Source organism: Caulobacter sp. DWR2-3-1b2 (genome assembly GCF_049896345.1).
GTDB lineage: Bacteria > Pseudomonadota > Alphaproteobacteria > Caulobacterales > Caulobacteraceae > Caulobacter.
This window is the reverse complement of record NZ_JAFCUC010000008.1, coordinates 40,850-65,624: the sequence shown is the minus strand read 5'-3', so window position 1 is coordinate 65,624 and position 24,775 is coordinate 40,850. Positions and strand designations below refer to the sequence as shown.

Annotated in this window: 24 protein-coding genes and 1 tRNA gene; 16 read left to right on the top strand and 9 right to left on the bottom strand. The window is 67.4% G+C overall.

The window, feature by feature from the left end; all coding sequences use genetic code 11:
* The first annotated feature begins 281 nt into the window (after positions 1 to 281).
* The 10 genes from ACP694_RS18455 to ACP694_RS18410 all read left to right on the top strand — a co-directional run bounded on the left by ACP694_RS18455 (position 282) and on the right by ACP694_RS18410 (position 10,615).
* Entirely contained in the window at positions 282 to 1,622 is a 1,341-nt protein-coding gene (locus tag ACP694_RS18455; RefSeq protein WP_426014876.1) for a hypothetical protein, read from the top strand.
* A 55-nt stretch (positions 1,623 to 1,677) separates the two neighbouring features.
* Positions 1,678 to 2,805 carry a c-type cytochrome biogenesis protein CcmI gene (gene ccmI, locus ACP694_RS18450; protein WP_426014874.1) on the top strand — a complete coding sequence of 376 codons (1,128 nt, stop codon included), beginning with the start codon at positions 1,678 to 1,680 and terminating at the stop codon, positions 2,803 to 2,805.
* Positions 2,802 to 3,293 carry a cytochrome c maturation protein CcmE gene (gene ccmE, locus ACP694_RS18445; protein WP_426014872.1) on the top strand — a complete coding sequence of 164 codons (492 nt, stop codon included), beginning with the start codon at positions 2,802 to 2,804 and terminating at the stop codon, positions 3,291 to 3,293. The genes ccmI and ccmE overlap by 4 nt, the downstream gene beginning before the upstream one ends.
* Positions 3,294 to 3,474: 181 nt before the next feature.
* Entirely contained in the window at positions 3,475 to 5,451 is a 1,977-nt protein-coding gene (locus ACP694_RS18440) for a heme lyase CcmF/NrfE family subunit (protein WP_426014870.1), read from the top strand.
* 188 nt (positions 5,452 to 5,639) lie between these two features.
* Positions 5,640 to 6,080, top strand: coding sequence for a cytochrome c-type biogenesis protein (locus ACP694_RS18435; RefSeq protein ID WP_426014964.1), 441 nt, complete (start codon positions 5,640 to 5,642; stop codon positions 6,078 to 6,080).
* Between the two features lie 144 nt (positions 6,081 to 6,224).
* Positions 6,225 to 7,814 (top strand): trypsin-like peptidase domain-containing protein, encoded by a 1,590-nt coding sequence (locus tag ACP694_RS18430; protein WP_426014868.1) that lies wholly within the window; start codon positions 6,225 to 6,227, stop codon positions 7,812 to 7,814.
* A 149-nt stretch (positions 7,815 to 7,963) separates the two neighbouring features.
* Positions 7,964 to 8,635 (top strand): response regulator transcription factor, encoded by a 672-nt coding sequence (locus tag ACP694_RS18425; RefSeq protein WP_426014867.1) that lies wholly within the window; start codon positions 7,964 to 7,966, stop codon positions 8,633 to 8,635.
* Between the two features lie 33 nt (positions 8,636 to 8,668).
* On the top strand, positions 8,669 to 8,890 hold the full coding sequence (locus tag ACP694_RS18420) for a hypothetical protein (RefSeq protein WP_426014865.1): 222 nt from the start codon (positions 8,669 to 8,671) through the stop codon (positions 8,888 to 8,890).
* Positions 8,891 to 9,205, top strand: coding sequence for a type II toxin-antitoxin system RelE/ParE family toxin (locus ACP694_RS18415; RefSeq protein WP_426014863.1), 315 nt, complete (start codon positions 8,891 to 8,893; stop codon positions 9,203 to 9,205).
* A gap of 3 nt (positions 9,206 to 9,208) precedes the next feature.
* Complete coding sequence (locus ACP694_RS18410) at positions 9,209 to 10,615, top strand: sensor histidine kinase (protein ID WP_426014861.1); 1,407 nt, start codon at positions 9,209 to 9,211, stop codon at positions 10,613 to 10,615.
* 108 nt (positions 10,616 to 10,723) lie between these two features.
* Here the strand turns inward: ACP694_RS18410 and ACP694_RS18405 are convergent, their stop codons facing one another.
* From ACP694_RS18405 to ACP694_RS18395, 3 genes are all read right to left on the bottom strand, one after another.
* Positions 10,724 to 10,885: a hypothetical protein gene (locus ACP694_RS18405; protein WP_426014860.1), complete on the bottom strand. Its 162-nt coding sequence runs from the start codon at positions 10,883 to 10,885 to the stop codon at positions 10,724 to 10,726.
* A gap of 91 nt (positions 10,886 to 10,976) precedes the next feature.
* Positions 10,977 to 11,870, bottom strand: coding sequence for a M56 family metallopeptidase (locus tag ACP694_RS18400; RefSeq protein WP_426014858.1), 894 nt, complete (start codon positions 11,868 to 11,870; stop codon positions 10,977 to 10,979).
* Complete coding sequence (locus tag ACP694_RS18395; RefSeq protein ID WP_426014856.1) at positions 11,860 to 12,228, bottom strand: BlaI/MecI/CopY family transcriptional regulator; 369 nt, start codon at positions 12,226 to 12,228, stop codon at positions 11,860 to 11,862. The genes ACP694_RS18400 and ACP694_RS18395 overlap by 11 nt, the downstream gene beginning before the upstream one ends.
* A gap of 98 nt (positions 12,229 to 12,326) precedes the next feature.
* Between ACP694_RS18395 and ACP694_RS18390 the strand changes: the two genes are divergently transcribed.
* The 3 genes from ACP694_RS18390 (at position 12,327) to ACP694_RS18380 (ending at position 16,369) form a co-directional block, all read left to right on the top strand.
* Complete coding sequence (locus ACP694_RS18390) at positions 12,327 to 15,200, top strand: bifunctional [glutamine synthetase] adenylyltransferase/[glutamine synthetase]-adenylyl-L-tyrosine phosphorylase (protein WP_426014854.1); 2,874 nt, start codon at positions 12,327 to 12,329, stop codon at positions 15,198 to 15,200.
* Positions 15,201 to 15,287: 87 nt separating this feature from the next.
* Positions 15,288 to 16,208 carry an IS1595 family transposase gene (locus ACP694_RS18385; protein WP_426014853.1) on the top strand — a complete coding sequence of 307 codons (921 nt, stop codon included), beginning with the start codon at positions 15,288 to 15,290 and terminating at the stop codon, positions 16,206 to 16,208.
* Positions 16,205 to 16,369: a hypothetical protein gene (locus ACP694_RS18380; RefSeq protein ID WP_426014851.1), complete on the top strand. Its 165-nt coding sequence runs from the start codon at positions 16,205 to 16,207 to the stop codon at positions 16,367 to 16,369. The genes ACP694_RS18385 and ACP694_RS18380 overlap by 4 nt, the downstream gene beginning before the upstream one ends.
* Before the next feature lie 389 nt (positions 16,370 to 16,758).
* Here the strand turns inward: ACP694_RS18380 and ACP694_RS18375 are convergent, their stop codons facing one another.
* Positions 16,759 to 17,451 carry a hypothetical protein gene (locus ACP694_RS18375; RefSeq protein ID WP_426014850.1) on the bottom strand — a complete coding sequence of 231 codons (693 nt, stop codon included), beginning with the start codon at positions 17,449 to 17,451 and terminating at the stop codon, positions 16,759 to 16,761.
* Between the two features lie 257 nt (positions 17,452 to 17,708).
* On the opposite strand from ACP694_RS18375, the gene msrP reads away from it, so the two are divergent.
* Complete coding sequence (msrP, locus tag ACP694_RS18370; protein WP_426014848.1) at positions 17,709 to 18,629, top strand: protein-methionine-sulfoxide reductase catalytic subunit MsrP; 921 nt, start codon at positions 17,709 to 17,711, stop codon at positions 18,627 to 18,629.
* Positions 18,629 to 19,279, top strand: a complete 651-nt coding sequence (gene msrQ, locus ACP694_RS18365) for a protein-methionine-sulfoxide reductase heme-binding subunit MsrQ (RefSeq protein WP_426014846.1) — start codon at positions 18,629 to 18,631, stop codon at positions 19,277 to 19,279. The genes msrP and msrQ overlap by 1 nt, the downstream gene beginning before the upstream one ends.
* A gap of 122 nt (positions 19,280 to 19,401) precedes the next feature.
* Here msrQ and ACP694_RS18360 read toward each other — a convergent pair whose 3' ends face one another.
* The 4 genes from ACP694_RS18360 to sfsA all read right to left on the bottom strand — a co-directional run bounded on the left by ACP694_RS18360 (position 19,402) and on the right by sfsA (position 23,271).
* The gene (locus tag ACP694_RS18360) at positions 19,402 to 20,619 is read right to left on the bottom strand and encodes a dipeptidase (RefSeq protein ID WP_426014844.1); all 1,218 of its coding nucleotides are present in this window, start codon (positions 20,617 to 20,619) and stop codon (positions 19,402 to 19,404) included.
* 193 nt (positions 20,620 to 20,812) lie between these two features.
* Positions 20,813 to 21,547 (bottom strand): RadC family protein, encoded by a 735-nt coding sequence (gene radC / locus ACP694_RS18355; RefSeq protein ID WP_426014842.1) that lies wholly within the window; start codon positions 21,545 to 21,547, stop codon positions 20,813 to 20,815.
* A 167-nt stretch (positions 21,548 to 21,714) separates the two neighbouring features.
* Positions 21,715 to 22,545 (bottom strand): type I methionyl aminopeptidase, encoded by an 831-nt coding sequence (gene map, locus ACP694_RS18350; RefSeq protein ID WP_426014840.1) that lies wholly within the window; start codon positions 22,543 to 22,545, stop codon positions 21,715 to 21,717.
* 12 nt (positions 22,546 to 22,557) lie between these two features.
* The gene (gene sfsA / locus ACP694_RS18345) at positions 22,558 to 23,271 is read right to left on the bottom strand and encodes a DNA/RNA nuclease SfsA (RefSeq protein ID WP_426014838.1); all 714 of its coding nucleotides are present in this window, start codon (positions 23,269 to 23,271) and stop codon (positions 22,558 to 22,560) included.
* A 50-nt stretch (positions 23,272 to 23,321) separates the two neighbouring features.
* Between sfsA and ACP694_RS18340 the strand changes: the two genes are divergently transcribed.
* On the top strand, positions 23,322 to 24,098 hold the full coding sequence (locus ACP694_RS18340) for a competence/damage-inducible protein A (RefSeq protein ID WP_426014836.1): 777 nt from the start codon (positions 23,322 to 23,324) through the stop codon (positions 24,096 to 24,098).
* Between the two features lie 405 nt (positions 24,099 to 24,503).
* Here the strand turns inward: ACP694_RS18340 and ACP694_RS18335 are convergent.
* Positions 24,504 to 24,590: transfer RNA gene (locus tag ACP694_RS18335), tRNA-Leu, on the bottom strand.
* Positions 24,591 to 24,775: the final 185 nt, after the last annotated feature.

The following is a 24,775-nucleotide window of genomic DNA, read 5'->3' as shown; positions in this document are numbered from 1 at the left end:
CGAACACTTCGCTCGCGGCATAGCGCATCACCGACCGTCCCATTGCTGCCGAGTCAGCATCGCGCCACCGCCCCCGCCTTACGGGTGAGAAGAGATCAGGCGAGCCCCACAACCTCACATCGCGCACCTCTCAACCGCACATCGCAAGACACCGGTTTCCGCCATCCAGCGACCTTTCGACGCTGTGGCTCGAACAGCAAAAACTTATGGTTTCGGAAAGTCTTAACCTCGTTGACGACATGGTTGACGCGGGCCCCAGTGGGCTGCTTTTGCGGGGAGTTATGGCCGGGGTCGTCGCCAACAAGTTGCTGATGGTTCGGAAGCTGGTGGAAACCGCCCCCGACGCCGCTCTGCGCAGCCTGGAGCTTGCCTTGTCCGGTCCGGCCGGAGGGCAAGGCGCCCTGGCGTCGGTGCGTCGGTTGGTCGAGGACGAGACCGCCGCCCGCTATATTCGCAACAGCGTCCTGGCCCCGATCGTGCCGCTGTGCGACGCGCGCGACAGCGAACAGACCTCTTTCCCGCCCCGCGTGCTCTCCCTGTTGTGGGAGGCCTTGAAGATCGACTCGCCGCGCAAGATCGAGGAGGCCGCGGCGCGCTGCAATCCCTGGGACCTCGAACAGGGTCCGCCCGAGGTGTTCAACGAACTGTGCGAGATCGCCGCCCGGGGCGTGCGCGCCCAGACCGCGCCGGGCTTCGTGGCCCTGGGCCAGATCTGCGACATCGACGAGTTGGCCGCGTGCCTGGAGCTGTCGGCCATCGTTCGCGCCGCCCTGCCCAAGCTGTCGGAATGGATCAGCAAGATGAGCGAGGAGCGCGCCTCGTCCGCGCGCCTGGCCTATAACGACGCCTGCGAGATCCGCGACGACGCCGGACCGCTGTTGTTCGAAATCCTCGCGGCGCACCTGCCCGACGATTTCCGGATCCTGCGGGTGATCTCGGCGGTGATGGAGCGGCCCACCGACAAGTTCTGGGCCTCGTCCGAGGTCGGGGTGTTCGGCGAGCGGGTGCTGACCGACATCGAGAAGAACATCGACTTCATTCGGACCTTCGACGCCGACCGGGGCGAAGCCGAGGGCCGCAAGGCGGCGCTGGCCGCACAGAGGGTCGCGGCGCAGATCACCGAGTTCGAACAGTCTGTCGATCTGAACAAGGACGGTCCCTGGGGCAGGCGGATCGGTAAGTACAAGCAGGGCGTCGCCCAGACCGTCGAAAGCCGCATGAACGCCGCCGAGAAGGAACTGCTGGCGGCCCTGCCGCTGCGGCCGATCTCGATCCTCGGCGGCAAGAATGGCAAGGGCATTCCGGCGCTGACCGCCGAGCCCGACGAGCGCTTGGTCAGCCGCGTGACCGCAGTGCTGGCCTTCGTCGCCGACGTCCGGTCCTGCGCCGCCCAGAGCGGCTATGGCGCCAGCCGGGCCAAGGTGCTGGAAAAGCTCAACACGCGTCTCGACCAGTATATCGAGGACATCCTCTATGTGGTCCGAACCGGCGAGGGCGGTGATCGGGCCCTGGCCCAGCGCTATCTCGACCTGGCGGCCGGCCTCATCGCCTATAGCCGCGACGAGAAGACCGCCGAGATCGTCCGCCGCCGCGCCGCCGCCGCCGTGGCCCAGGCGGCCTGATCCTTACGCGATTTTTTCGCTAACGGCCGTCGCCATTCCCCTTTAACACGCGCGCATGATCGCTTTCTGGATCGCTGCGGCGGGATTGTCGGCCGTCGTCGCCGCCTTGGTGCTGCGCGGCGCCGCGCAGGCCTCGCTGGGGGCGGGCGACGACGCCAGCCTGGCCGTGCATCGCCGACAGGTTTCCGAGATCGACGACCTGGCCGACCGCGGCCTGCTGGCCGACGGCGAGTTGAAGACGGCCCGCGCCGAGGCCGGCCGCCGGTTGATCGCCGCCGCCGACCAGCAACAGGCCTGGCCCGTCGCCGATCCCAAGACCCGGCCGCTGATCCTGGCCTTCGCCGCCCTGGCCCCGCTGATCGCGCTGGGCGTCTACGTCGCCGTCGCCGCGCCTGGCCTGGCCGACCAGCCCTACCTCAAGCGGGTGGCGCAGTGGCGCAACACCGAGCTCTCGCAACTGAGCCCCGACCAAATCGCGGCGGTGTTGCAGGAAACAGCCAAGGCCAAGCCCAATGATCCTGAACTGTTCAGGCTGCTGGCCCTCACCCGTCTGCAGGCCGGCGACCCGACTGGCGCGGCCCAGGCCCTGCGGCGCGCCGTCTCGCTGGCGCCCGACCGGGTCGATCTGTGGGTGGGTCTGGGCGAGATGTTCATCGCCGAAGCCAAGGGCGAGATCGGAACCGACGCCAAGCGGGCCTTCGCCGAGGCGCTGAAGCGTGACCCGGCCAATGTCATCGCCCGCTACAACCTCGCCAAGGCCCGCATCGCCGAAGGCGACCTGGCCGGCGGCCTGGCCGACTGGCGGGCGGTGCTCGCCGCCATGCCGTCCGACGACCCGCGTCGCGCGGGTTTCGCCGAGGAGATCGTCCAGACCCAGGCGCGCGGCGGGCTGCTGCCAGAACCGACGGCCCCTCAGGGGCAAGCCGCCGCGCCGGCCGGCGACGGCTCGGGCGTCGATGGCTTCATCCAGGGCATGGTCGCCAGCCTCGCGGCCAAGCTCCAGGCCAATCCCGACGACGCCGATGGCTGGGTCAAGCTGGTGAGGGCCTATGCCGTGCTGGGCGACACCACCAAGCGCGACGCCGCCCTGGCCCAGGCCCAGGCCCGCTTCGCCGGCCAGCCCAAGGTGTTGGCCGCGCTGCGTCAGGCCGCCCAGGCCCCCAAGGCGGATACGACATCATGAGTTTCCTGCCCAAATCCCGCAAGGCGCGCCGCCGCCTGACCGTCCTGGCGGTCGCCGCCCCGGTGGTCGCCCTGGCCGTCGGCCTGGCCCTGTGGGGCATGCGCGACGCCATCTCGCTGTTCTACACCCCCGCCCAGGCCGCCGCCGCCCATGTGCCGGCCGGCCGCAAGGTGCAGCTAGGCGGGCTGGTGGAGAAGGGCAGCGTGGTCAAGCACCCCGACGGCCTGGTGGAGTTCGTGGTCGCCGACCAGCGCGCCACCAATCTCGTGCGCTACCAGGGCGACCTGCCCGACCTGTTCCGCGAGGGCCAGGGGATCGTCGCTTCGGGCGCCTTCGACGAGACCGGTGTCTTCGTCGCCAAGCAGGTGCTGGCCAAGCACGACGAGCGCTACATGCCGCGTGAAGTGTCCAAGGCGCTGAAGGAACAGGGCGAGTGGCGAGGGGATGGCCAAACGCCGTCCTACTCAACAGGGAAGCCCGCCTCGTGAGCGTAACGCTTAAATTTCCTTCCCCCCTTGCGGGAGAAGGTGGCGGCCCCAGGCTTGATCCGGGGCCGACGGATGAGGGGTCGCGCCGACCTGTCCGCCGTGCGCGGCTGACCTCGCCTTCAACCCCTCATCCGTCGCTTCGCGACACCTTCTCCCGCAATGGGAGAAGGGAAGGTTTGGCATGATTACCGAGTTTGGCGCCTACGCCCTGATCCTGGCCCTGGTGCTGTCGGCCCTGCAGATGGGGCTGTCGGCGGTGGGCGGGGCGCGGCGGATGTCGGTCCTGACCGGGGCGGGACAGGGCGCGGCCCTGGGCGCCTTCCTGTGCACGGGCCTGACCTTCCTGGCCTTGGTCCATGCCTTCGTGGTGTCGGACTTCTCCGTGGCCAACGTCGCGGCCAACTCCCACACCGCCAAGCCCATGCTCTACAAGGTGGCTGGCGCCTGGGGCAGCCACGAGGGCTCGATGCTGCTGTGGTGCCTGGTGCTGACGGGCTTTGGCGCGGCCATGGCGGCCTTCGGCGCCGCCCTGCCGCCGCGCCTGCGGGCCTATGCGGTGGCGACGCAGGGCGCGCTGGGCGTGCTATTCCTGGCCTACACCGTCTTTGCTTCCAACCCGATGACCCGGCTGATCAACGTTCCGGTCGAGGGGGCGTCGCTCAATCCGCTGCTGCAGGACCCGGCGCTGGCCTTCCATCCGCCGTTTCTCTACTGCGGCTATGTCGGCTTCTCGGTGGTGTTTTCGTTCTCGATGGCCGCCCTGATCGAGGGCCGGGTCGATGCGGCCTGGGCCCGCTGGGTGCGGCCCTGGACCCTGGCGGCCTGGAGCTTCCTGACCGTCGGCATCACGCTCGGCGCCTTCTGGGCCTATTACGAACTGGGCTGGGGCGGCTGGTGGTTCTGGGATCCAGTCGAGAACGCCAGCTTCATGCCGTGGCTGATCGGCACGGCGCTGCTGCACTCGGCGGTGGTGCTGGAAAAGCGTGGCGCCCTGCCGGGCTGGACCGTGTTCCTGGGGTTGGCCGCCTTCACCTTCTCGATGCTTGGCGCCTTCCTGGTGCGCTCGGGCGTGCTGACCAGCGTCCACGCCTTCGCCGTCGATCCGGCGCGGGGCATCCTGCTATTGACCATCATGGGGATCGCGGCCGGGAGTGGCTTCCTGCTGTTCGCCCTGCGCGCCCCCAGCCTGAACAGCGGCGGGTTGTTCGCCCCGGTGAGCCGCGAGAGCGCGATCGTCGTCAACAACATCATCCTGTCGACCGCCACGGCCACGGTATTGCTTGGCACGCTCTATCCTCTGATCCGCGAGGCCATGGACGGCGAAGCGGTGTCGGTCGGCCCGCCTTGGTTCAACCTGACCTTCGTTCCCTTGATGGTGCTGGCCATGGCCATCCTGCCGGCCGGACCGCTGTTGGCCTGGAAGCGCGGCGACGCCCGGCTGGTGATGCGCCGCCTGTGGCTGGCCCTGGCCTGCGCCGCGATCCTGGGCCTGGTGGCCTTCGCCGTGATCGCGCCGCGCCATGCCCTGGCGAGCGCGGGCCTGGCCCTGGGGGGCTGGCTGGTGGCCGGCGCGGTGCTGGAGCTGGCCGAGCGGGTGCGGGCTTTCCGTGCGCCCTGGGCCGAGGTCCGGCGCCGGACCGTGGGCCTGCCGCGCGGCGCCTGGGGCATGACCCTGGCCCATGCCGGCCTTGGCCTGTTCGTGCTGGGCGCGTCGTTCGAGACCACCTGGCGCGTCGAGGCCGCTCAAGCCCTGAGCGTCGGCGGCCAGTTGAAGCTGGGCGCCTATGAGCTGGCCCTGACCGACGTCGGCGCGGTCGAGGGCGCCAACTACATCGCCGAGCGGGGGATCGTGAAGATCACCCGCGGCGGCGCTCCGATCTGCACGGCCCAGCCCGAGCGCCGCTTCTATCCGACCGGCCGCCAGACGACCTCCGAAGTGGCCATCTGTCCACGGGTGCTGGACGATCTTTATGTGGTGCTGGGCGAGCGCAGAGCGGGCGCGAACGGCCAGCCCGCCTGGCTGGTCCGCGCCTTCGTCAATCCGTGGGTTCGGCTGATCTTCCTGGGCCCGTTGATCATGGCCCTGGGCGGCCTGATCTCGCTGTCGGACCGCCGGCTGCGGTTCGGCGTGGCGCGCAAGGCGGAGACGGCGGCTTGAAGATCGTCTCCTCCTTCCTTCTCCCCTTGCGGGAGAAGGTGGCCGCCTTTGGCGGTCGGATGAGGGGCCTCTCAAACCTGTCCACCTCGATCGTCTGCGGTGTCGACGCCGTGCGACCCCTCATCCGTCGGCTGCGCCGACACCTTCTCCCGCAAGGGGAGAAGGGAAGGGGTGTGCTCGTGGCGCTGATGGCCATCGCCTGCATGGCGGGCGCGGCCGCCGATCCCGCCGAGCGTCTGCCTGATCCCGTGCAGGAATCCCGAGCCCGCGACCTGTTTCGCGAGGTGCGCTGCCTGGTTTGTCAGAACGAGTCGATCGACGACTCCCAAGCCGACCTGGCTGGCGACCTGCGCGGCGTGATCCGCGACCAAGTGAAGCAGGGCCGCAGCGACCGGCAGATTCGCACGTTTCTGGTCGCGCGCTATGGCGAGTTCGTGTTGCTCAAGCCGCCGTTCTCGCCCAGCAACGCCGTGCTCTGGGCCACGCCTTGGGTCGCCCTGGTTTTGGGCGGCGGGTTGATGATCGTGCTTCTGAGGCGACGGGCCACACCCGGAGCGCCCGGCGAGGACGTTGAACAGCTTTCCGAAGGCGAAGAGGCTCGTGTTCAGGCGTTGTTGAAGGATGAATGACACGATTGCGCCGCGAAGACGCCGCAAGACCATCGTCAGCGTGGCGCAAAGATCAGTTGAAGACCATTGCGCCTTTCGCTAGCGCAACTAGGTTCTCAGGCCAAGGACCCGGCGCAGTGCGCCGTGGGTGAGGAAAGACGTAAGATGGCTGCTAGGAAGTCTGGTTTCTTTGTCGGCGCGGTGGCTGGCGCGGGCGTGGCCTGCGCGGCCTTGGTCGGTGTCGGCATGCGCATGGGTCCGGCGAGCGCCGACGCGGCGCCGCAGGTGATCCGCACCTCTGGCGCCGCCGTGGCCGCCGCGGGTGCTCCGCCCGCGATGTTCGCTCCGCCGCCCGGCGCGCCGCTGTCGTTTGCCGACATTTTCGAACAGGTCTCGCCCGCCGTAGTGCAGATCGACGTGACGTCCAAGGCCGCCGCCGCGCCGAAGCTGCGCATCCCAGGCCTGGAAGGCTTCGACATCGTGCCGCGCGGCCAGAAGCCCGAGGACGGCGAGGAAGCCGCCCCCGGTCCCAAGCAGCAGTCGTCGGGTTCGGGCTTCTTCATCTCGGCCGACGGTTATCTGGTCACCAACAACCACGTCGTCGCCGACGCCGATGATGACGGCATCAATGTTGTGCTCAAGGACGGCCGCGAGCTGAAGGCCACCATCGTCGGTCGCGACGAGGGCACCGATCTGGCGGTCCTCAAGGTGGTTGATCCCAAGGCCAAGGGCGCGGCCTTCCCCTTTGTGAATTTCGAGAACCAGGCCAAGCCGCGGGTCGGCGACTGGGTGATTACCATCGGCAACCCGTTCGGCCTGGGCGGCACCGCCACGGCCGGCATCATCTCGGCCTATAATCGCGACCTGGGCGACAGCTCGTCGACCTTCGTCGACTACATCCAGATCGACGCTCCCATCAACCGCGGCAACTCCGGCGGTCCGTCGTTCGACGTCTATGGTCGGGTGATCGGGGTCAACACCGCGATCTTCTCGCCAACCGGCGGCTCGGTGGGCATCGGTTTCGCCATCCCGGCCGACGTGGCCGAGAACACCGCCAAGCAGCTGATCGCTGGCGGCAAGGTCGTGCGCGGCTATATCGGCGCCCAGATCCAGCCCTTCACCACCGAAATGGCCGAGGCCCAGGGTCTGTCGGACGTCAAGGGCGCCATCGTCGCCGACCTGGTGGCGGGTGGCCCGGCCCAGAAGGGCGGGCTGATGCCCGAGGACGTGATTACCGCCGTCAACGGCGTGGCGATCAAGAGCGGCTCGGAATTGACTCGCGAAGTGGCCAAGGGCCGTCCGGGCGGCACCCTGAAGCTGTCGGTCCTGCGCGGCGGCAAGCCCCGCACGGTCGAGATCAAGTCGGGCGTCCGGCCGACCGAGAAGGAACTGGCGGTCGATGGCGACAACACCGACCAGAACGGTGGCGAAACCCCGACCAAGCCGCAGACCCAGAAGTCCGAAGCCCTGGGCATGAGCCTGGCGCCGATCGATGACGCGGCCCGTCGCACCTACAGCATCGACCCCGCCGTCAAGGGCGTGCTGATCGATGGCGTCAAGGTCAACTCCGACGCTGGCGAGAAGGGCCTGCGCAAGGGCGACGTCCTGACCAGCGTCAATGGCGATCCTGTCGCCAGCGCGTCGCAGGTTTCGGCGGCGGTCGAGGCGGCCAAGAAGCTGCAGCGCCCCAGCGTCAATCTTCGCATCGTCCGCGCCGGTCGTCCGACGATCGTGCCGCTGAAGATCGCGCCGTAGGGCTCGGCGCGGAACACCGTCGCGCGGGGGCTTTCCCCCGCGCGCGGATCACGTCACCATCCATGCCGTGACGACGAACACGACGGGGGCGTCACCGATTCGGTGACGCCCCCTTTTCGTGTGCCAGGGCGTGCATCCAGGGGCCTGAAATGCGTATTCTGATCATCGAAGACGATCTCGAAGCGGCCGGCGCCATGAGCCACGGCCTGACCGAGGCCGGCCATCAATGCGTTCACGCCCCCGATGGCGAGGCCGGCCTGACCGAGGCCGGCAAGGGCGGCTTCGACGTGATGATCGTCGATCGCATGATGCCCAAGAAAGACGGGGTCGAGGTTGTCTCTACCCTGCGCCGCGAGGGTGACAACACCCCGGTGTTGTTCCTGTCGGCCTTGGGCGAGGTCGGCGACCGCGTGATCGGCCTGAAGGCCGGCGCCGACGACTATCTGGTCAAGCCCTACGCCTTCGCCGAACTGATCGCTCGCGTCGAGGCCCTGTCGCGCCGTCGCGAGACCGGCGCCGTGGCCACCACCCTGAAGGTGGGCGAGCTCGAGATGAACTTGATCAACCGGACGGTCCATCGCCAGGGCAAGGAGATCGACCTCCAGCCTCGCGAGTTCCAGCTGCTGGAATTCATGATGCGCCACGCCGGCCAGTCGGTGACCCGCACCATGCTGCTGGAGAAGGTCTGGGAATATCACTTCGACCCGCAGACCAATGTCATCGACGTGCACATCTCCCGGCTGCGCAGCAAGATCGACAAGGGCTTCGACCGGGCCATGCTGCAGACCGTCCGCGGCGCCGGCTACCGCCTCGATCCGTAGGCGGCGCGGTTTGGCTGTGGTAGGCTGAGGGCCATGAACAAGCTGACCCAGCCCGTTCCCGACGATGAAGACGACTTCGGACCTGAGCTTTCCGGGGCCGAGATGGACGCTTGGATCGCGCGCAATCGCGACGCGATCAACGAGTCGCTTGACCGGGCGCGCCGCGAGCACGTCGAAGGGCTTTCCGAGCCGTGGAATTTTGAAAAGATGCTCGCGGAGGCCAAACGAGAGTTCAGAAAAAGTCGCCAGGGCTGAATGGGCGAGCCGAAGGTCGTAAAGTCCCGCGAGGCTCAGGCGGACTTCAACCGCATCTATGCGTGGATCGCCCAAGATAGCGGCGAGGCGCGCGCTGAGGCAGTGATCATGCGACTGGACGCCGCCTTGCTGCGCTTGGCAAAACGCCCAGGTCTCGGGCGGCGTCGGCGGGATTTTCGGGGCGATCCGCATGGCTTGACCGTCGCACCATGGCTCGTCGTCTACGACCCCTTGCCCGATGACGCGGGTATTCTTGTCCTCCGCATCGTCGACACACGCCGCGATGTCGCGGCATTGCTCGGCAAGAAGAGCTAGCCCATGCGTCTGCCGCGCCTGATCCGATCGACGCCGTTCCGGCTGACCCTGCTGTTCCTGGCCCTGTTCGCGGCGGCCGCCAGCGCGTTCCTCGGCTATATCTACATCGCCACGGCCGGCGAGGTGAACCGCCGCGCCGACGCCGAGATCACTCGCGAGATGGAGAGCCTGGAGGCCGCCTACCGGGTGGGTGGGGTCAACGCCCTGAACCAGACCATCGTCGAGCGCGCCACCGGCGAGCGGCCGTTCCTGTACCTGCTGCTCGACAAGGACGGCAAGCGAATCTCCGGCTCGATCGAGGAGTCGCCGATCGACGACTTCGAAGGCCAGGGTCCGACCTGGGAGGGCTTCAAGCTCACCGAGACCGACATCGACGGCGCCGAGGTCAGGCGCGCGGCGCGCGGGGTGCAGGAGCGGCTAAGCGGCGGCGAGGCGCTGTTTGTCGGGGCCGACGTCCAGGAGTCCGAAGGCTATGTGATGAAGATCGTCCGAGCCCTGTGGGGGGCCGGCGCGCTGGTCATCATCCTGGGCCTGGCGGGCGGGGTGATCATCAGCCGCAATGTCTCGCGAAGCATGCAGGGCCTGGTCGATGTGGTGAACGCCGTGCGGTCCGGCGACCTGCACGCCCGGGCTGGGGTGCGCGGCACCCGCGACGAGTATGACGACCTGGCCGTGGGCCTCAATGACATGCTCGACCGCATCGAGCGGCTGATGGGCGGGCTGCGCCACGCCGGCGACGCTATCGCCCACGACCTGCGCTCGCCCCTGACCCGGCTGCGGGCCCGCATGGAAGTGGCCCTGATCGATGCCGAGAACGGGAAGGGGGATGCGATGGCCGCCCTCGAGACCGCCCTGCTCGACGCCGACGGCGTGCTCAAGACCTTCAACGCCGTGCTGGCCATCGCCCGCTTGCAGGCGGCCGGCGACGCCCCCGACCAGCAGACCTTCAACTCCAGCGAACTGGCCTCCGACATGGCCGAGCTGTATGAGGCCAGCTGCGAGGACAAGGGTTTGGACTTCAAGGCCGAGATCACCCCCGCCCTGAACATCCGTGGCAACCGCGAATTCATCGCCCAGGCCCTGGCCAACATCCTCGACAACGCCATCAAATATACACCAGCAGGCGGCGCGGTGATGCTGCGGGCCCGTCGCCGCTCGTCTGGCGAGCTGGAGTTCTCGGTCACCGACACGGGGCCCGGCGTGCCCGAGGAAGACCGCGCCCGTGTCGTCCAGCGCTTTGTGCGCCTGGAGAACAGCCGCAGCGAGCCCGGCGCGGGGCTAGGTCTGTCGCTGGTCCAGGCCGTGGCCGTCTCGCATGGCGGACGGTTGGAACTGGCCGAGGGGCCAGGCGTCTATGACGGCTCCGGCCCCGGCCTGCGGGTGGCGTTGGTGTTGCCACGGGTGGAGTAGGATCCTGGAGCATTTCCCGACCTGAATGCGTCAGGCCGTGAGCTCTAATCTTCTGTTTTGACGCATTTTTCTTCACGCGAACCGGAACGACTTCGCTCGAAAAATGCTCTAGCCGCCCCACATCTGGATCTTCACGTCGTAACAGCGGTCGCGACCCTGGCGGGTGGCGCAGTAGCCCGTTTCGTCGGAGCCTTCGTGGATCATCGCGTAGCGGCGCTTGCGCCAGGCTCGGCGCCCCCGCGCCTCCGGCATCCGCAGAATGAAGGTCATGGCCCACCCGGAAGATTACGTCTGTAGTCTTATAAACTTACAGATGTAATCCCAGACGTCAACCGACGCGACGCCGGGAACGTCGGGGTGATTAGCGGCGCAACGCAGGCAGGTTGATGCCGTCGACCTGGTGCTCGATCACCTCGCCGGGCCAGATGAAGTGTGGCGGCATGGGTCCGCGCGGGGTGACGCTCCAGACGACCAGAGCCGTCAGTATGGCCAGGCCGACGATCGACACCGCGCCGGTCGCGTGGCGCTCTTCGCTGGGCTCGGGCTGAGCCAGCAGCTTGACCCGGAGCAGCAAGGGATGGGCCGCCCAGAAACAGGCCAGGGGCGAGCCGGTGCGGGCGGCGTGCGCCTTGACCAGGGCTTCGGCATAGACCTTCCGCAGGGTGGGCCGGAGGCTCAGCACCTGGGCGTCGCAGGCCAGTTCCTGGTCCAGCCGGGCGCAGACCGCGCCGATGTGGATCAGCGGATTGCACCAGCCCAGCGCCAGGCCCACGGCGATCGCCAGATTGGCCAGCGGGTCGCCGCGCTGGATGTGGGCGCGTTCATGCAGGTCGACCATCCGCCGCGCCTCGGCGTCGAAGCGCTCCGCGAAGTCGCATGGCAAGACAATGCGCGGCCACAGCACGCCCATCACGGCGGGGCCGGCCTGACCGGCGCGCGCCTGACGCCGGAAGGCGACCTCCTGCTGGACGATGATCCCGGCGGCGACCAGAGCGCCGACCATCCAGGCGGCCAAGACGGTGATGGCGTGGGTCTCGCCCATCGGGGCCGCGGGCGCGCCGGCCTCCAAGGCCTCGGACAGACTGGGGAACAGGCTGGCGAGGACGGCCGCCGGGACCAGGATCCATAGCCGGTAAGCCAGGCGGGCGCCGATCCAGCTGCGGGCGGGGCCGCGCAGCAACAGCACCAGCAGCACCGCCGCCATGGCGGCGACCTGGGCGCGCAGCAGCGTCAGGGCGAGGAGTTCAGCCACCATCTTCAAGACCCGCGATCAGCGTCTTCAATTGCTTGATCTCGTCGGCCGACAGCGCGCGATGCTGGGCGAAATGCGCCACCAGCGGCGTCAGCTGGCCGTCGAACAGCCGGTTCAGCAGGCCCTGGCTCTCGGCCTGCACATAGTCAGCGCGCTGGACGACGGGGGCGTAGCGGGCCCGGCCCTCGATGCGGTCGGAGCGGATCGCCTTGCGCTTCAGCAGGCGGTTGATCAGCGTCTTGACCGTCGCCTCGCCCCAACCCTGCGGCTCGGCGACCTCCGCCATGATCTCGTCCACCGTCAGCGGATGGCGGGACCACAGCGCGTCCATGATGCGGCTCTCGGCCTGGGTGATGTTCATGGCGCCTCGCATCTCAAGCGCTAACGATTACGCCTGTAACCTGGGCTGTCAAGCGGCGAACCTCGACCTGAGCGCCGCCTCACGCCACAGTGCGCGGCATGACCCGCCTGCTCGAACGCCTCACCCCCTGCGGCCCCATCCTCGATCCGAAGGCCGCCGAACGGGGGCACGAGGCGATTGGCAAGAAGGCCGGCGAGGCCATGCGCCTGGTCGAGGCCGCCTGGCCGGCCCTGGCGCCGGTGTTTTCCGCCTCGCCCTATCTGGCTGGCCTGGCGCGGCGGGACGGCCAGCGGCTGCCGGCGATCCTCGACAGCGATCCCGACGCGCGGCTCGCTCAGATCCTGGCCGCCGCCGAGACCGTGGCCGCCGAACCAGACTTCGAGACCGCCCGGCGGGTGTTGCGCGAACTGAAGGCCGAGCTTCACCTGCTGACGGCCCTGTGCGACCTGGGCGGGGTCTGGGACCTGGACGCGGTGACCGCCGCCCTGACCCGCTTCGCCGACGCGTCGCTGCACGCCAGCCTGGCCCAGGCCGCGCGGCTGGAGGTGGCGCGCGGCGCGTTGACCCATGTCGGTGAAGGCAAGGATGGCCCCATCCCCGGCCTGTTTTGCATCGCCATGGGCAAGCACGGGGCCTTCGAGCTCAACTATTCCAGCGATATCGACTTCTCGATCTTCTACGACCCCGACGCCCTGCCGGTCGCGCAGGGCGTCGAGCCGCAGGGCGTGGCCGTGCGCCTGACGCATCACCTGGGCCGGATGCTGGCCGAGCGCACCGCTGATGGCTACGTGTTCCGCATCGACCTGCGCCTGCGCCCCGACCCCTCCTCGACCCCGCCCGCCATGCCGATCGACGCGGCGCTGGAGTACTACGAGAGCGTCGGCCAGAACTGGGAGCGGGCGGCCCATATCAAGGCGCGGATCGCGGCCGGCGACATCGCCCGCGGCGAGGCGTTCCTGGCCGAACTTCAGCCGTTCATCTGGCGCAAGAACCTCGACTTCGCAGCCATCGCCGACATCCATTCGATCAAGCGTCAGATCCATGCCTACAAGGTCGACGACCGCCTGACCGCCAAGGGCGCGGACCTCAAGCTGGGGCGCGGCGGCATCCGCGAGATCGAGTTCTTCGTCCAGACCCAGCAGTTGATCCTCGGCGGTCGGCACGCGAACCTACGCAGCCCCCGCACCCTCGACGCCCTGGCCGCCCTGTCGGACGCGGGCCACGTGACGCGCCAGGACCGCGACTATCTCACCAAGGCCTATCGCGACCTGCGCGCCCTGGAGCACCGGGCGCAGATGCTGGCCGACGACCAGACCCACAAGCTTCCGGAGTCCGACACCGATCGCAAGCGGGTCGCGGCCCTATGGGGCCATGGCAATCTACGTAGCTTCGACGCCGTGGTCGGGCACCTGCTGAAGGGCGTCAACCGCCGCTACGGCGCGCTGTTCAAGGGCGAGGAAGAGCTGTCGTCGCGGTTCGGCAGCCTGGTGTTCACTGGCGTCGAGGATGACCCCGAGACCCTGGCCACCCTCAAGCGCATGGGGTTCGCCCGTCCCGAGCGCGTGGCCGCCACCATTCGTGGCTGGCATCACGGCCGCATCGCCGCCACCCGCACCGAACGGGGCCGCGAGCTGTTCACCCGCCTGGCGCCGCGCCTGCTGGACGCGGCCAACGCGACCGGCGCACCGGAAGACGCCTTCAACCGCTTCGCCGACTTCTTCGCGTCGCTGAGCTCCGGCGTGCAGATCCAGTCGCTGTTTCTGGCCCAACCACGGCTGTTCGAGCTGATTGTCGAGGTCATGGCCTTCGCCCCCCGCCTGGCCTCGACACTGGCGCGACGACCGACGGCTCTCGACGCCCTGCTCGACCCAGCCTTCTTCGGTCCCATGGAAATGCCGCGCGACCCGCCGTGGGATCCCGTCGATTTCGAAGGCGCGATGAACGCCGCGCGGCGCTTTTTCCGCGACCAGACCTTCCGCATCGGGGTGCGGGTGATCAGCGGCACGGCGGGCGCCCGCGACGCCGGCGCGGCCTTCGCCGACCTCGCCGACCTGATCGTGGGCGGCTTGGCCCCGGCGGCTCTCTGCGAAGTCGAGCGGTTGGGCGGGGCCTTCCTAGGCCAGGTGGCGGTGGTGGCCTTGGGCAAGGCGGGGTCGCGCGAGATGACCGCCAAGTCGGATCTCGACCTGATGACGCTCTACGCGGCCGACGGTTCCGCCGAGATGTCGGCGATCAAGGGCTGGGGCGCGGAAAGCTTCTACGCACGCTTCACCCAGCGCCTGGCCTCGGCCTTGTCGGCGCCGACCGGCGAGGGCACGCTCTACGAGGTGGATCTCAAGCTACGACCGTCAGGGACCAAGGGGCCTGTGGCGGTCAGCTTCGCGGCCTTCGAGGACTATTACGACCGCGAGGCCGAGACCTGGGAGCTGCTGGCCCTGACGCGGGCGCGGGTGGTCTGGGCCTCGTCGCCGGGCTTCCAGGCGCGGGCCGAGGGCGCGATCGCGGGGGCTCTGCGCCGCGCCCGCGATCGCAGGAACACCGCCGTCGATGTGCTGGAGATGCGCCAGTTGATGGAGGACGAGCGGCCCGGCAAGGGCGACTGGGACCTCAAGCTGACGCCCGGCGGCCTTGTCGATATCGAGTTCGCCGCCCAGTTCCTGCAACTCGTGCATGCGGCGGATGGAGGTCCGCTGGCGCAGAACACCGGCGAGGCGCTGGTGGCGCTGCAGGCGGCTGGACTTGGCGACAAGACCGCGATGGCGTCGCTGGAGGCGGCCTGGCGGCTGGAGCAGGACCTGTCGCAACTGCTGAAGGTGGCGTTGGAGGATGGGCACGATCCCGACACCGAACCCAAGGCGTTTCGGGCGCTTATGGCGCGGGCGGGCGGTGTTCGGGCGTTCGGGTCGCTGAAGGGCAAGCTGGCCAAGGCCAAGGCGGCGGCGCGGGCGGGGTTTGAAGCGGTGGTGAGATAGGTCCTCCCCCTCTGGGGGAGGGAGCTATATACGTGCTTGACCCAGTCATCGGATTGAGGGATAACGGTTGCAGCAGGAGCCGCCGCCGTGATCCAGAAATTCGACAACCTGATCCAGCTCTTCCGGGCCTTCCCGACTGAGCAATCGGCTATCGACCACCTGACGGCCTCGCGTTGGAAGAACGGCAAGTTCTGCCCGCTGTGCGGCAACGCGGACGAGACCAAGATCGGCACCCTGACTGGCACGAACACCCACAAGTGCTACACCTGCCGCAAGCGCTTCTCGATCAAGGTCGGCACGATCTTTCAAGATACCAAGCTGCCGCTCCGCACTTGGTACACGGCGATCTGGATGATCACGAACCACCCCAAGGGCATCGCCTCGACCACGCTGGCGACCGATCTTGGCATCACGCAGAAGTCGGCTTGGTTCGTTCTGCACCGCCTGCGTCACGCAGCTCGCACCGACAGCTTCAACGCCCCGCTGTCGGGCGATGTGGAAGTCGATGAGACCTATGTGGGCGGCAAGGAAAGCAACAAGCCCAAGAGCAAGCGCAAGGGCATCAACGGGACCGCAGGGAAGACTGCCGTCATCGGCGCTGTGAGCCGGGACGGCGATGTGGTCGCCCGCGTCGTCACCTCGACCAACACCGCCACGCTGGACGGCTTCGTCCATGAGGTCGTTTCGCCGGGAGCCACTTCGGTCTCGACCGACGAGCACGCGGGCTATCGCCACCTTGGCCGCACCTTCAACCATGGCGTTGTCCGTCACAGCGCTGGCCAGTACCGCAAGGGCGACTTCCACACGAACTCGATTGAAGGCGTCTGGTCGCAACTTAAGCGCCAGATCATCGGCGTTCATCACTGGGTGTCGCCAAAGCATCTGGACCGCTACGTTGGCGAAATGACCTTCCGCTATAACCGCCGCGACATCGCCAAGGGCCAACGCTTCGGCGCGTTGCTGGACGGCATCGAATGCCGCCTGACCTACAAGGCGCTGATCGCATGACCAGCAAGAAGACGGAACCGGCGCTATTTCTAGACATGGACTTTGGGGAGGCCTTGGCGCGCTACGCCCAGACCAAACCCGAAGAGGTCACGCCACCTCCGGGAGCGAAGAAGAAAGCGGCCCGGCCCGCTCCGAAGAACAAGCCGGGCCAGCCCGATTAGCAGCGGCGATGCGGCTTCGGGCGGCAATGTTCGCGGACGCGCTCGATACGCCCACGCTTGCTGATGCGGCGGTGTTCTTTCACCCGCACACGGTCGATCAGGCCCATGGGTTCCTCCATATTGGGCTTGTGAAAGGAACCGCGTCGTGAGATTCTTCGGGCTCTAACGAGAGGCCTTGGATCCCCGCAACGCGGTGATACTCGGACAGCGGCTCGCCCCCTGGCAGGGGTGAGCCGTTTCCGTTTCTGGGCCTCATCAATCCGTCATGTCGTCTCCTTCTCGCCGATCGAAGCGGCTGCACCAATTTTACCCCGAAGCGGGGCGGTGCAACGCACAACGAGAAGATCGCGGCGGCAAAAACCGCCGTCCACGGGTTTCTAATTCGCCGGTTAATTCGCCGGCTTGTTTCTATTTTTGGAGGGTTTTCCGACCCTTACCGGGTAATTCGCCAGTTTGATTGCGCTTCTGAGGGGGCGGCGAGTAACCGTGCGCGGGTGGAAGTGTTTGGAAGCAGCCTCGGCGATTTCGTCGTGCACCATGCCGGGGCGCGATGCGAGGTAGGTTTTTGCCCAGGCCTTAAGCTGGCCCTCGCTTACGCTCCTCTCGAGCGCGATGCTTGGGGTCTCCCGCCGCGACCCCGCCTCTGGCTCGGAGGGCGCTGCGATCAGCGCCTGAATTGTGCTGGCGCTCCGCACAATCAGACCACCCGATATAGCGTGAATACCAAAGGGCTCGAATCGCACGTCGAACAAGTTCACGACCAGCGAACCCATCCGGTCCCGAATGTGAACGTCCATGTCGCCAACATGCCAAAACTTAGACCACGTTTCGTCGATATGGCCGCCGGCCTTATCCCACCAGTTCGGATCGATCGTCACAATCTTTGCGGTCTTTTGTTCGCCCTGGCTTGACCAAGTCATTGCTGATGCTGCGGCGACCACAAGCCCACTTTTCGCCCGTCCCAGTATCGTTCTAACGGCCATCTCAGGCGCTAAATCAGGAAGCGCAACCAAGGCGGCGGCTGGAATGAGCCACGCTGAGAACTCTTCGACTGTGGGATTTTCGACATTCTCTTCCGCCATAGACGCCAAGCTCAGGCGCCGATGGATGAGAGTCAAGCTTTGTGGTCAAGCACGTATATAGATACCTCTGGGGGAGGTGTCGGCGAAGCCGACGGTGGGGGGAATGATCGGCCGACGGCCACGACCCGGACAGGGCGACCCAAAGCTCCCCCCACCGGCCTTCGGCCGCCTCCCCCACAGGGGGAGGAGCTTTTCGATGTAACCAAACCCCCTCCCAGCACGTATCTTCCTATGAAGACCCCGCCCGGAACCCCGCCATGCTGATCCGCAACGCCCCCGACCTGACCGACAACGACGTCACCGATCAGGGCCTCTACCTGCGCCGGCGGCAGTTCATCGCAGGCGCGGCGGGATTGGGTCTGGCGGGGGCGGGCGGCGCGGCGAACGCCCGGGGTCTGGCCTACAAGCCGGGCTTCTCGACCACCGAGGCGCGGACCCCCAAGAAAGACATCACCACCTACAACAACTTCTACGAATTTGGGGTCAACAAGGAGGACCCCGGCGAGAACGCCGGGTCCTTGAAGACCCGGCCGTGGACCGTGCGGGTCGACGGCGCCTGCGAGGCCCCGACGACCTTCGCCATCGACGACCTGATCAAGGGCCAGAAGCTCGAGGAGCGCATCTATCGCATGCGCTGCGTCGAGGGCTGGTCGATGGTCATCCCCTGGGTCGGCTTCCCGCTGAAGGACCTGATCGCGGCGGTCAAGCCGACCTCAAAGGCCAAGTTCGTGGCCTTCGAAACCCTGATGCGTCCCTCTGAAATGCCGGGCCAGAAATGGGACACCCTGCAGTGGCCCTATCGCGAGGGCCTGCGCATCGACGAGGCGACGCACCCGCTGGCCATCTTGGCCGTGGGCCTCTATGGCGACGTGTTGCCCAACCAGAACGGCGCGCCGCTGCGGCTGGTCGTCCCGTGGAAATATGGCTTCAAGGGCATCAAGTCGATCGTCAAGATCAGCCTGGTCGAGCGTATGCCGGCCACCGCCTGGAACGTGCTGGCCCCGCGCGAATACGGCTTCTATTCGAACGTCAATCCCGCTGTCGACCACCCTCGCTGGTCCCAGGCCACCGAGCGCCGGATCGGCGAGTTTCGCCGCCGCGAGACCTTGCCATTTAACGGTTATGGCCAGTACGTCGCCGACCTCTATCGCGGCATGGACCTGCGGAAGACCTTCTGATGGACGCGACGTTGAAGCGGGTCGCGGCCAAGAAGCGGCCCTCCAAGACCCGGGACAACCTCGTCTACGCCGCCGTCTGGCTGGCCTGTCTCGCGCCGCTGGTCTGGCTGGCCTGGCGGGGGTTCAGCGGCGACCTGGGGGCCAATCCGATCGAGACCCTGATCCGCCAGATCGGCGTCTGGGGCCTGCGCCTGTTGCTGGTCGGCCTGGCGGTGACGCCCGCCGCCCGGATACTGAAGAAGCCGCGCCTCGTACGCTTCCGGCGGACCATCGGCCTGTTCGCCTTCAGCTATATCTGCCTGCACCTGCTGACCTATATCGGCGTCGATCTCTATTTCGACTGGGGCCAGCTGTGGAAGGACATCCTCAAGCGGCCCTTCATCACCCTGGGCATGGGGGCTTTCACGCTGCTGATCCCGCTGGCGGTGACCTCGACCAACGGCATGATCCGCCGGCTGGGCCGGGCGACCTGGCAGAGGATCCACTGGCTGATCTACCTGATCGTGCCGCTGGGCGTGGCCCACTATTATCTGCTGGTGAAGGCCGACCATCGCCCGCCCCTGGCCTATGCGGCGATCCTGGCGGTGTTGATGGGGTGGCGGTTCTGGGATGCGTGGGGCAGGGGAAGACCTAGACTTGCCCCCACCTGACCGCTGCGCGGTCTGTCCGCCCCCATAGGGGGCGGAGCCTCGCGCTATTGGCGGCGGCTAAGCTCTTCCCCCTCTGGGGGAAGACGACCGCGAAGCGGTCCGTAGGGGGCAAGTGTCCGCCCCTACTTCGCCGCCGTCTTGGCATAGTCCTGCGCCTGCTTCATCACGCGCAGCACGTTGCCGCCCCAGATCGCCGCCAGGTCGGCGTCGGTATAGCCGGCCGCCTTCAGCCGGGCGGTGACCTTGGGCAGGTCAGCGACGTCCTCGAAGCCGACCACGCCGCCGCCGCCGTCCCAGTCGGCGCCGATGCCGACATACTCGGGACCGACCAGCTTGAGGGTGTGCAGCAGACTGCCCATGAAGTCCTCGAAGCTGGCGCGGATCGGCGGATACCTGGCGTCGATAACGGCCTTCTTCTTCAGAAACGCGACGATCTCGGCCTCGCTGGCCGTTTCGCTGTCGGGCGCCTTGCCGATCGCTTCGAACGCGGCCTTGCGCTCGGGGCTGGTGGGCGTGGCTTTCAGATAGACCGAGTTGATGCAGATCACCCCGCCGGCCTCAGCGATCTTCTTCAGGCGTACATCGTCCAGATTGCGCGGGTGGTCGAAGACCGCCTTGGCGCCCGAGTGCGAGGCGATGATCGGGACCTTTGACAGCAGCACCGCCTGATCGACCACGTCGTCCGAGGCGTGGCTGACGTCGATGACGATGCCCAGCCGGTTGGCCTCGGCCAGCCAGCGCAGGCCCAGCGGCGAGAAGCCATGCCAGATCGGCTTGTCGGTCGAGCTGTCGGCGAACTGGTTGTTCTTGAAGTGCACCGGCCCGGCCAGGCGCACGCCGGTGGCGTGGAAGGTTTGCATCAGGGTGAGGTCCTCACCCATCGGCCAGCTGTTCTCGATGCTCTGGAAGACGAATTTCTTGCCGGACTTGTTGATCCGCGCGGCGTCGTCGGCGGTGTAGGCCAGCTCGAACTTGTCGGCGTGGGCCGCGACCATCTCGCGGATCTCGGTGGCGCGGTTCAGGGCGAAGTCGCGAGCGCCGCGATAGCCCTCGGCGGTCAGGGCGCCTTGCGTGGTGTAGATCACGAAGAACCCGCCATCCAGGCCGCCCTCGTTCATGCGCGGCAGGTCCACCTCGGTGCCATCCATCGTCACCGCATGGCGATCGACCATGCTCCAGCCCTGGCGGGCGAAGTGCTCAGGGGTGTCGAGGTGGGTGTCGAGGATCAGGTAGCCCTCGTGGGCGGCGCGATCGGCCTTGGAAATGGGCGCGTCGGCGGCGTCGGCGGCGGGGGCGAGAAGGGCTACGGAGCCGAGCAGGGCGAGAAGCAGGCGGGACATTGGGGCTCCGAAACAGGTTGCTCGGCCACGCTCCGGGATTGGGGGGATGCGGTCAAGGTGTTCCTCCCCCTGTGGGGGAGGTGATCGCGCAGCGATCGGCGGGGGGAGTTTTGGGATTGGTCCAGGATGCGACCATCCGATCACTCCCCCCACCGTCGGCTGCGCCGACACCTCCCCCACAGGGGGAGGATTTTTAAAACAGCCCCAACGCCTTGAAGCTGGCCACGCCATCACGCCCCACGACCAGGTGGTCGTGGACATTGATCTTCAGTGCTCGCCCGGCCTCGACGATCTGCTTGGTCATCTCGATGTCAGGCCGCGACGGCGTGGGGTCGCCCGAGGGGTGGTTGTGCAGCAGGATGATGTTGGAGCTGGAAAGCTCCAGCGCCCGGCGCATCACCTCACGCGGATAGACTGGGGCGTGATCGACCGTGCCATGGTTGAGAATCTCGTCGGCGATCAGTTGGTTCTTGTTGTCCAGGAACAGCACCCGAAACTGTTCGCGCGGCTCATTGGCCAGGGCGACGCGGACATAGCTTAGCAGCGCCGTCCAGGACGAGATCACCGGCCGCTTTGCGATCTTGTCGCGCCCGGCTCGCAAGGCGGCCTCATGCAAGAGCTTGATGTCGATCGCCGCGTTCTCGGCGATCCCCGGCACGGTCTTCAAGTCCTCGATCGAGGCGCTGATCGTCGCCCCGAACGAGCCGAACCGGGCCAATAGCGCCTTGGCCATCGGCTTGACGTCGCCGCGCGCGAAGGTGCGGAAGAGGTAGAGTTCCAGCAGTTCGTAGTCAGGCAGGGCACCAAGGCCGCCGGCCTTGGTGCGTTCGCGCAGGCGCTCGCGGTGGCCAAGAGCGTGGCTGGGCTCCGGCCTGCTGGGCGCGGTGTCTTCGACCCCGGTCGCCTTCAGTGATCTGCCACTGACCATCTCGCCCTCGTCATGCGAGCAGCGAGTAGGGCAGATCAATTATCGGTTGTCGAGTGGCTAGAGCATCGCGCGGAAAAGTGGCCACCGGTTTTCCGCAAAAGCGATGCGAAAACAAAAGTCTGGAGCAAGCCGTGCGATTCCTACATCGCGCGGCTTGCTCTAGGGGCTTACCCGCCCAGGATCGGCGGCTGGAACAGCCCGGTCGGCGAGCCGGTGAACACCTCGTAGCCATCCTTGGTCACGCCGATCGAGTGCTCGCATTGGGCCGACAGCGACTTGTCGCGGGTCACGGCCGTCCAGCCGTCGCCCAGCACCTTGACTGCGCTCTTGCCCAGATTGACCATCGGCTCGACGGTGAAGAACATGCCCGGCTTCAGCACCGCGCCCTGGCCCGGACGGCCAAAGTGCAGGATGTTGGGCGCGTCGTGGAACACCTTGCCCAGGCCATGGCCGCAGAAGTCGCGCACCACCGAGCAGCGCTGGGCCTCGACATAGGACTGGATGGCGTAGCCGATGTCGCCCAGGGTCGCGCCCGGCTTCACGGCGGCCAGGCCACGGGCCATGCCCTCATAGGTGATCTCGACCAGGCGGCGGGCGCGCGGGCCCACTTCGCCCACCCCGTACATCCGCGAGGTGTCGCCGTGCCAGCCATCGACGATGACCGTAACGTCAATATTGACGATGTCGCCTTCGCGCAGCGCCCATTCGCCGGGGATGCCGTGGCAGACCACATGGTTGCGCGAGATGCAGACCGTCTTGGGATAGCCGCGATAGAACAGGCAGGCGGGCAGGGCGCCCTGGTCGAGGATGAATTCCCGGGCCAAGGTGTCCAGATAGTCCGACGACACGCCTGGCGCGACGTGCGGGATCAGCATGTCCAGGCACTCGGCCGCCAGCTTGCCGGCCTTGCGCATGCCCTCGAAGTCGGAAGGCTTGTGCAGCTTGATGGCGCCGGTGCGGGTCTCGGCTTCGATCTCGGCCGTGTCGTCTAGGGTCATGGCGGCTTCGTCTCAAACGGCCGGTGCGTCCCGCCAGGGGATGCGCCGGGAAATGCGGATCTGCGTCGGGCTTATGTCGCAACCATAGCACAGAACTTCAACGCCCGCTGCCGCCGCGTCGTTCAGACCCTTGGCATAGACCGGATCCAGGTCCGCGCAGGCGGCGAAGCTGTCGCAGTCGGTGCGCTGGATGACGAACAGCTGCACGGCCCGCCCGCCCTTGGCGACCTCGGCGGCCAGGTCCTTCAGGTGCCTGGCGCTGCGGGCCGCCACGCAGTCGGGGAACTCGGCCAGGGTCCCACCACGACGGAAGTGGCAGTTCTTGACCTCCAGCCAGCACGACGGGCGATCCGGATGGGTCAGCAGGAAATCAACGCGGCTGGCCTCGCTGTATTTGACTTCTGGGCGGATCACGGAATAGCCGGCCAGCTCCGGGATGGTGTCGGCCGCCAGCGCTTCGGCGACCAGCTTGTTGGGGTTCATGGTGTTGACGCCCACCAGGCCGCGATCGGCCTCGACCAGCTGCAGCGTCCAGGCCAGCTTGCGCTTTGGGTCGCCTGACCACGACACCCAGCCGGCCAGGCCGGGATCCTTCAGTCCCAGCATCGCGCCCGGGTTGGGCACGTGCGCGGTGATCTCGCGGCCGTCGTCCAGCACCAAGTCGACGAAGAAGCGCTTGTAGCGCTCGACGATCACGCCGCGCGCCATCGGTTGCGGGAGAAGCATGGGAGCCTTAAGTCGGTCGGTGAAACATTCGGATGTAAGGGATCGAGACCATGACCACCACCCAAGCCAAGACTGGCGAGCGCGTGACGGCGGCGGTTCTGATCATCGGCGATGAGATCCTGTCGGGTCGAACGCAAGACGTGAACCTCAACGCCATCGCCAAATATCTGGCGACCTACGGCGTCGATGTCTGCGAGGTGCGGGTGGTGCCCGATATCGAGCAGGAGATCATCGACGCGGTCAACGCCCTGCGGACCCGCTACGACTATGTGGTCACCACCGGCGGCATCGGCCCCACGCATGACGACATCACCGCCGATTCGGTGGCCAAGGCATTCGGTGTCACCGCGCCCGAGCATCCCGAGATCATGGCCCTGCTGCGCGAGCGCTGGGGCGAGCCTAACGCCGCCCGCCGGCGCATGGCCCATGTGCCCGAGGGCGGGACCCTGGTGAAGAACCCCGTGCAGGGTCCGCCGGGCTTCCAGATCGGCAATGTCTTCGTGCTGGCCGGTGTGCCGGCCATCATGCGCGGCATGCTGAACGACGTTGGCCCGCGTCTGCGCACCGGGGCGGTGGTGATCAGCAAGACCGTCCGGGTCACCGGCACCGGCGAGGGCGCGATCGCCGCGCCGCTGGAGGCGGTGGCCAAGGCCCATCCGGACCTGTCGATCGGCAGTTATCCGTTTTTCGCGCCGCCCGATGTCTATGGCGCCAACCTGGTGATCCGGGGGCGCGACGAAGCGCTGGTTGATGCGGCGGTGGAAGACCTGGTTGCCGCGCTGGAGGGCGTGGGCGCGACGGGGATCGAACGTGTCGCGGGTTCGTAAGGGCGCTCGGGAGGCCTATTCCCACTCCGGCTCCACGACGGCCTTGTCCTCGCCCAGCAGGCTGGCGACCGTTGTCTGCAATCGCGGCGGCGGTCCGCACCAGCATCGAGGGGCTGACCCCGATTGGTTCCGCGCTCGTATTTCTGAACCTGCTGGAAGGTGAGGCCCAGGGTCTGGGCCAGGTCGTCCCGGCTGATCCTCAGGTGGCGGCGCTGAACCCGGATCCGGGTTGCGACAGCGACATCGATGGGGTCGGGACCAGGGGACCTATTCAAGGCCGTGTCCGATACGGGAACGTGAGGCTCAACCATCGGCGTGGCCCTCGGGGGCCGCAATGCATTCTTGCACCGTTCGGGATGGGGCGGGCGTTCGAGGCGGCCAGGGAAGACGGCGCGCGGCGCTGACTGGTGCGGGCGGCCGGGGTCGAACCGGCATGGGATTGCTCCCGACGGATTTTAAGTCCGGCGCGTCTACCAGTTTCGCCACGCCCGCACGGTCTCGCCTGAGCCCGTATAGGGGGAGGGGGCCGCGCCGCCAAGGGGGCGACCCTATCGCGGCGCCGCCGCCGTCATCACGTTGGAAAGGCGCCTGCGGCGGCACAGGGGAGCGTGGCGGCGCGGGGCAGTAGGGCCCGCCCCTCGCCAAGAGGAGCGTCAGCGCCTAAATGCTGCCGCTCC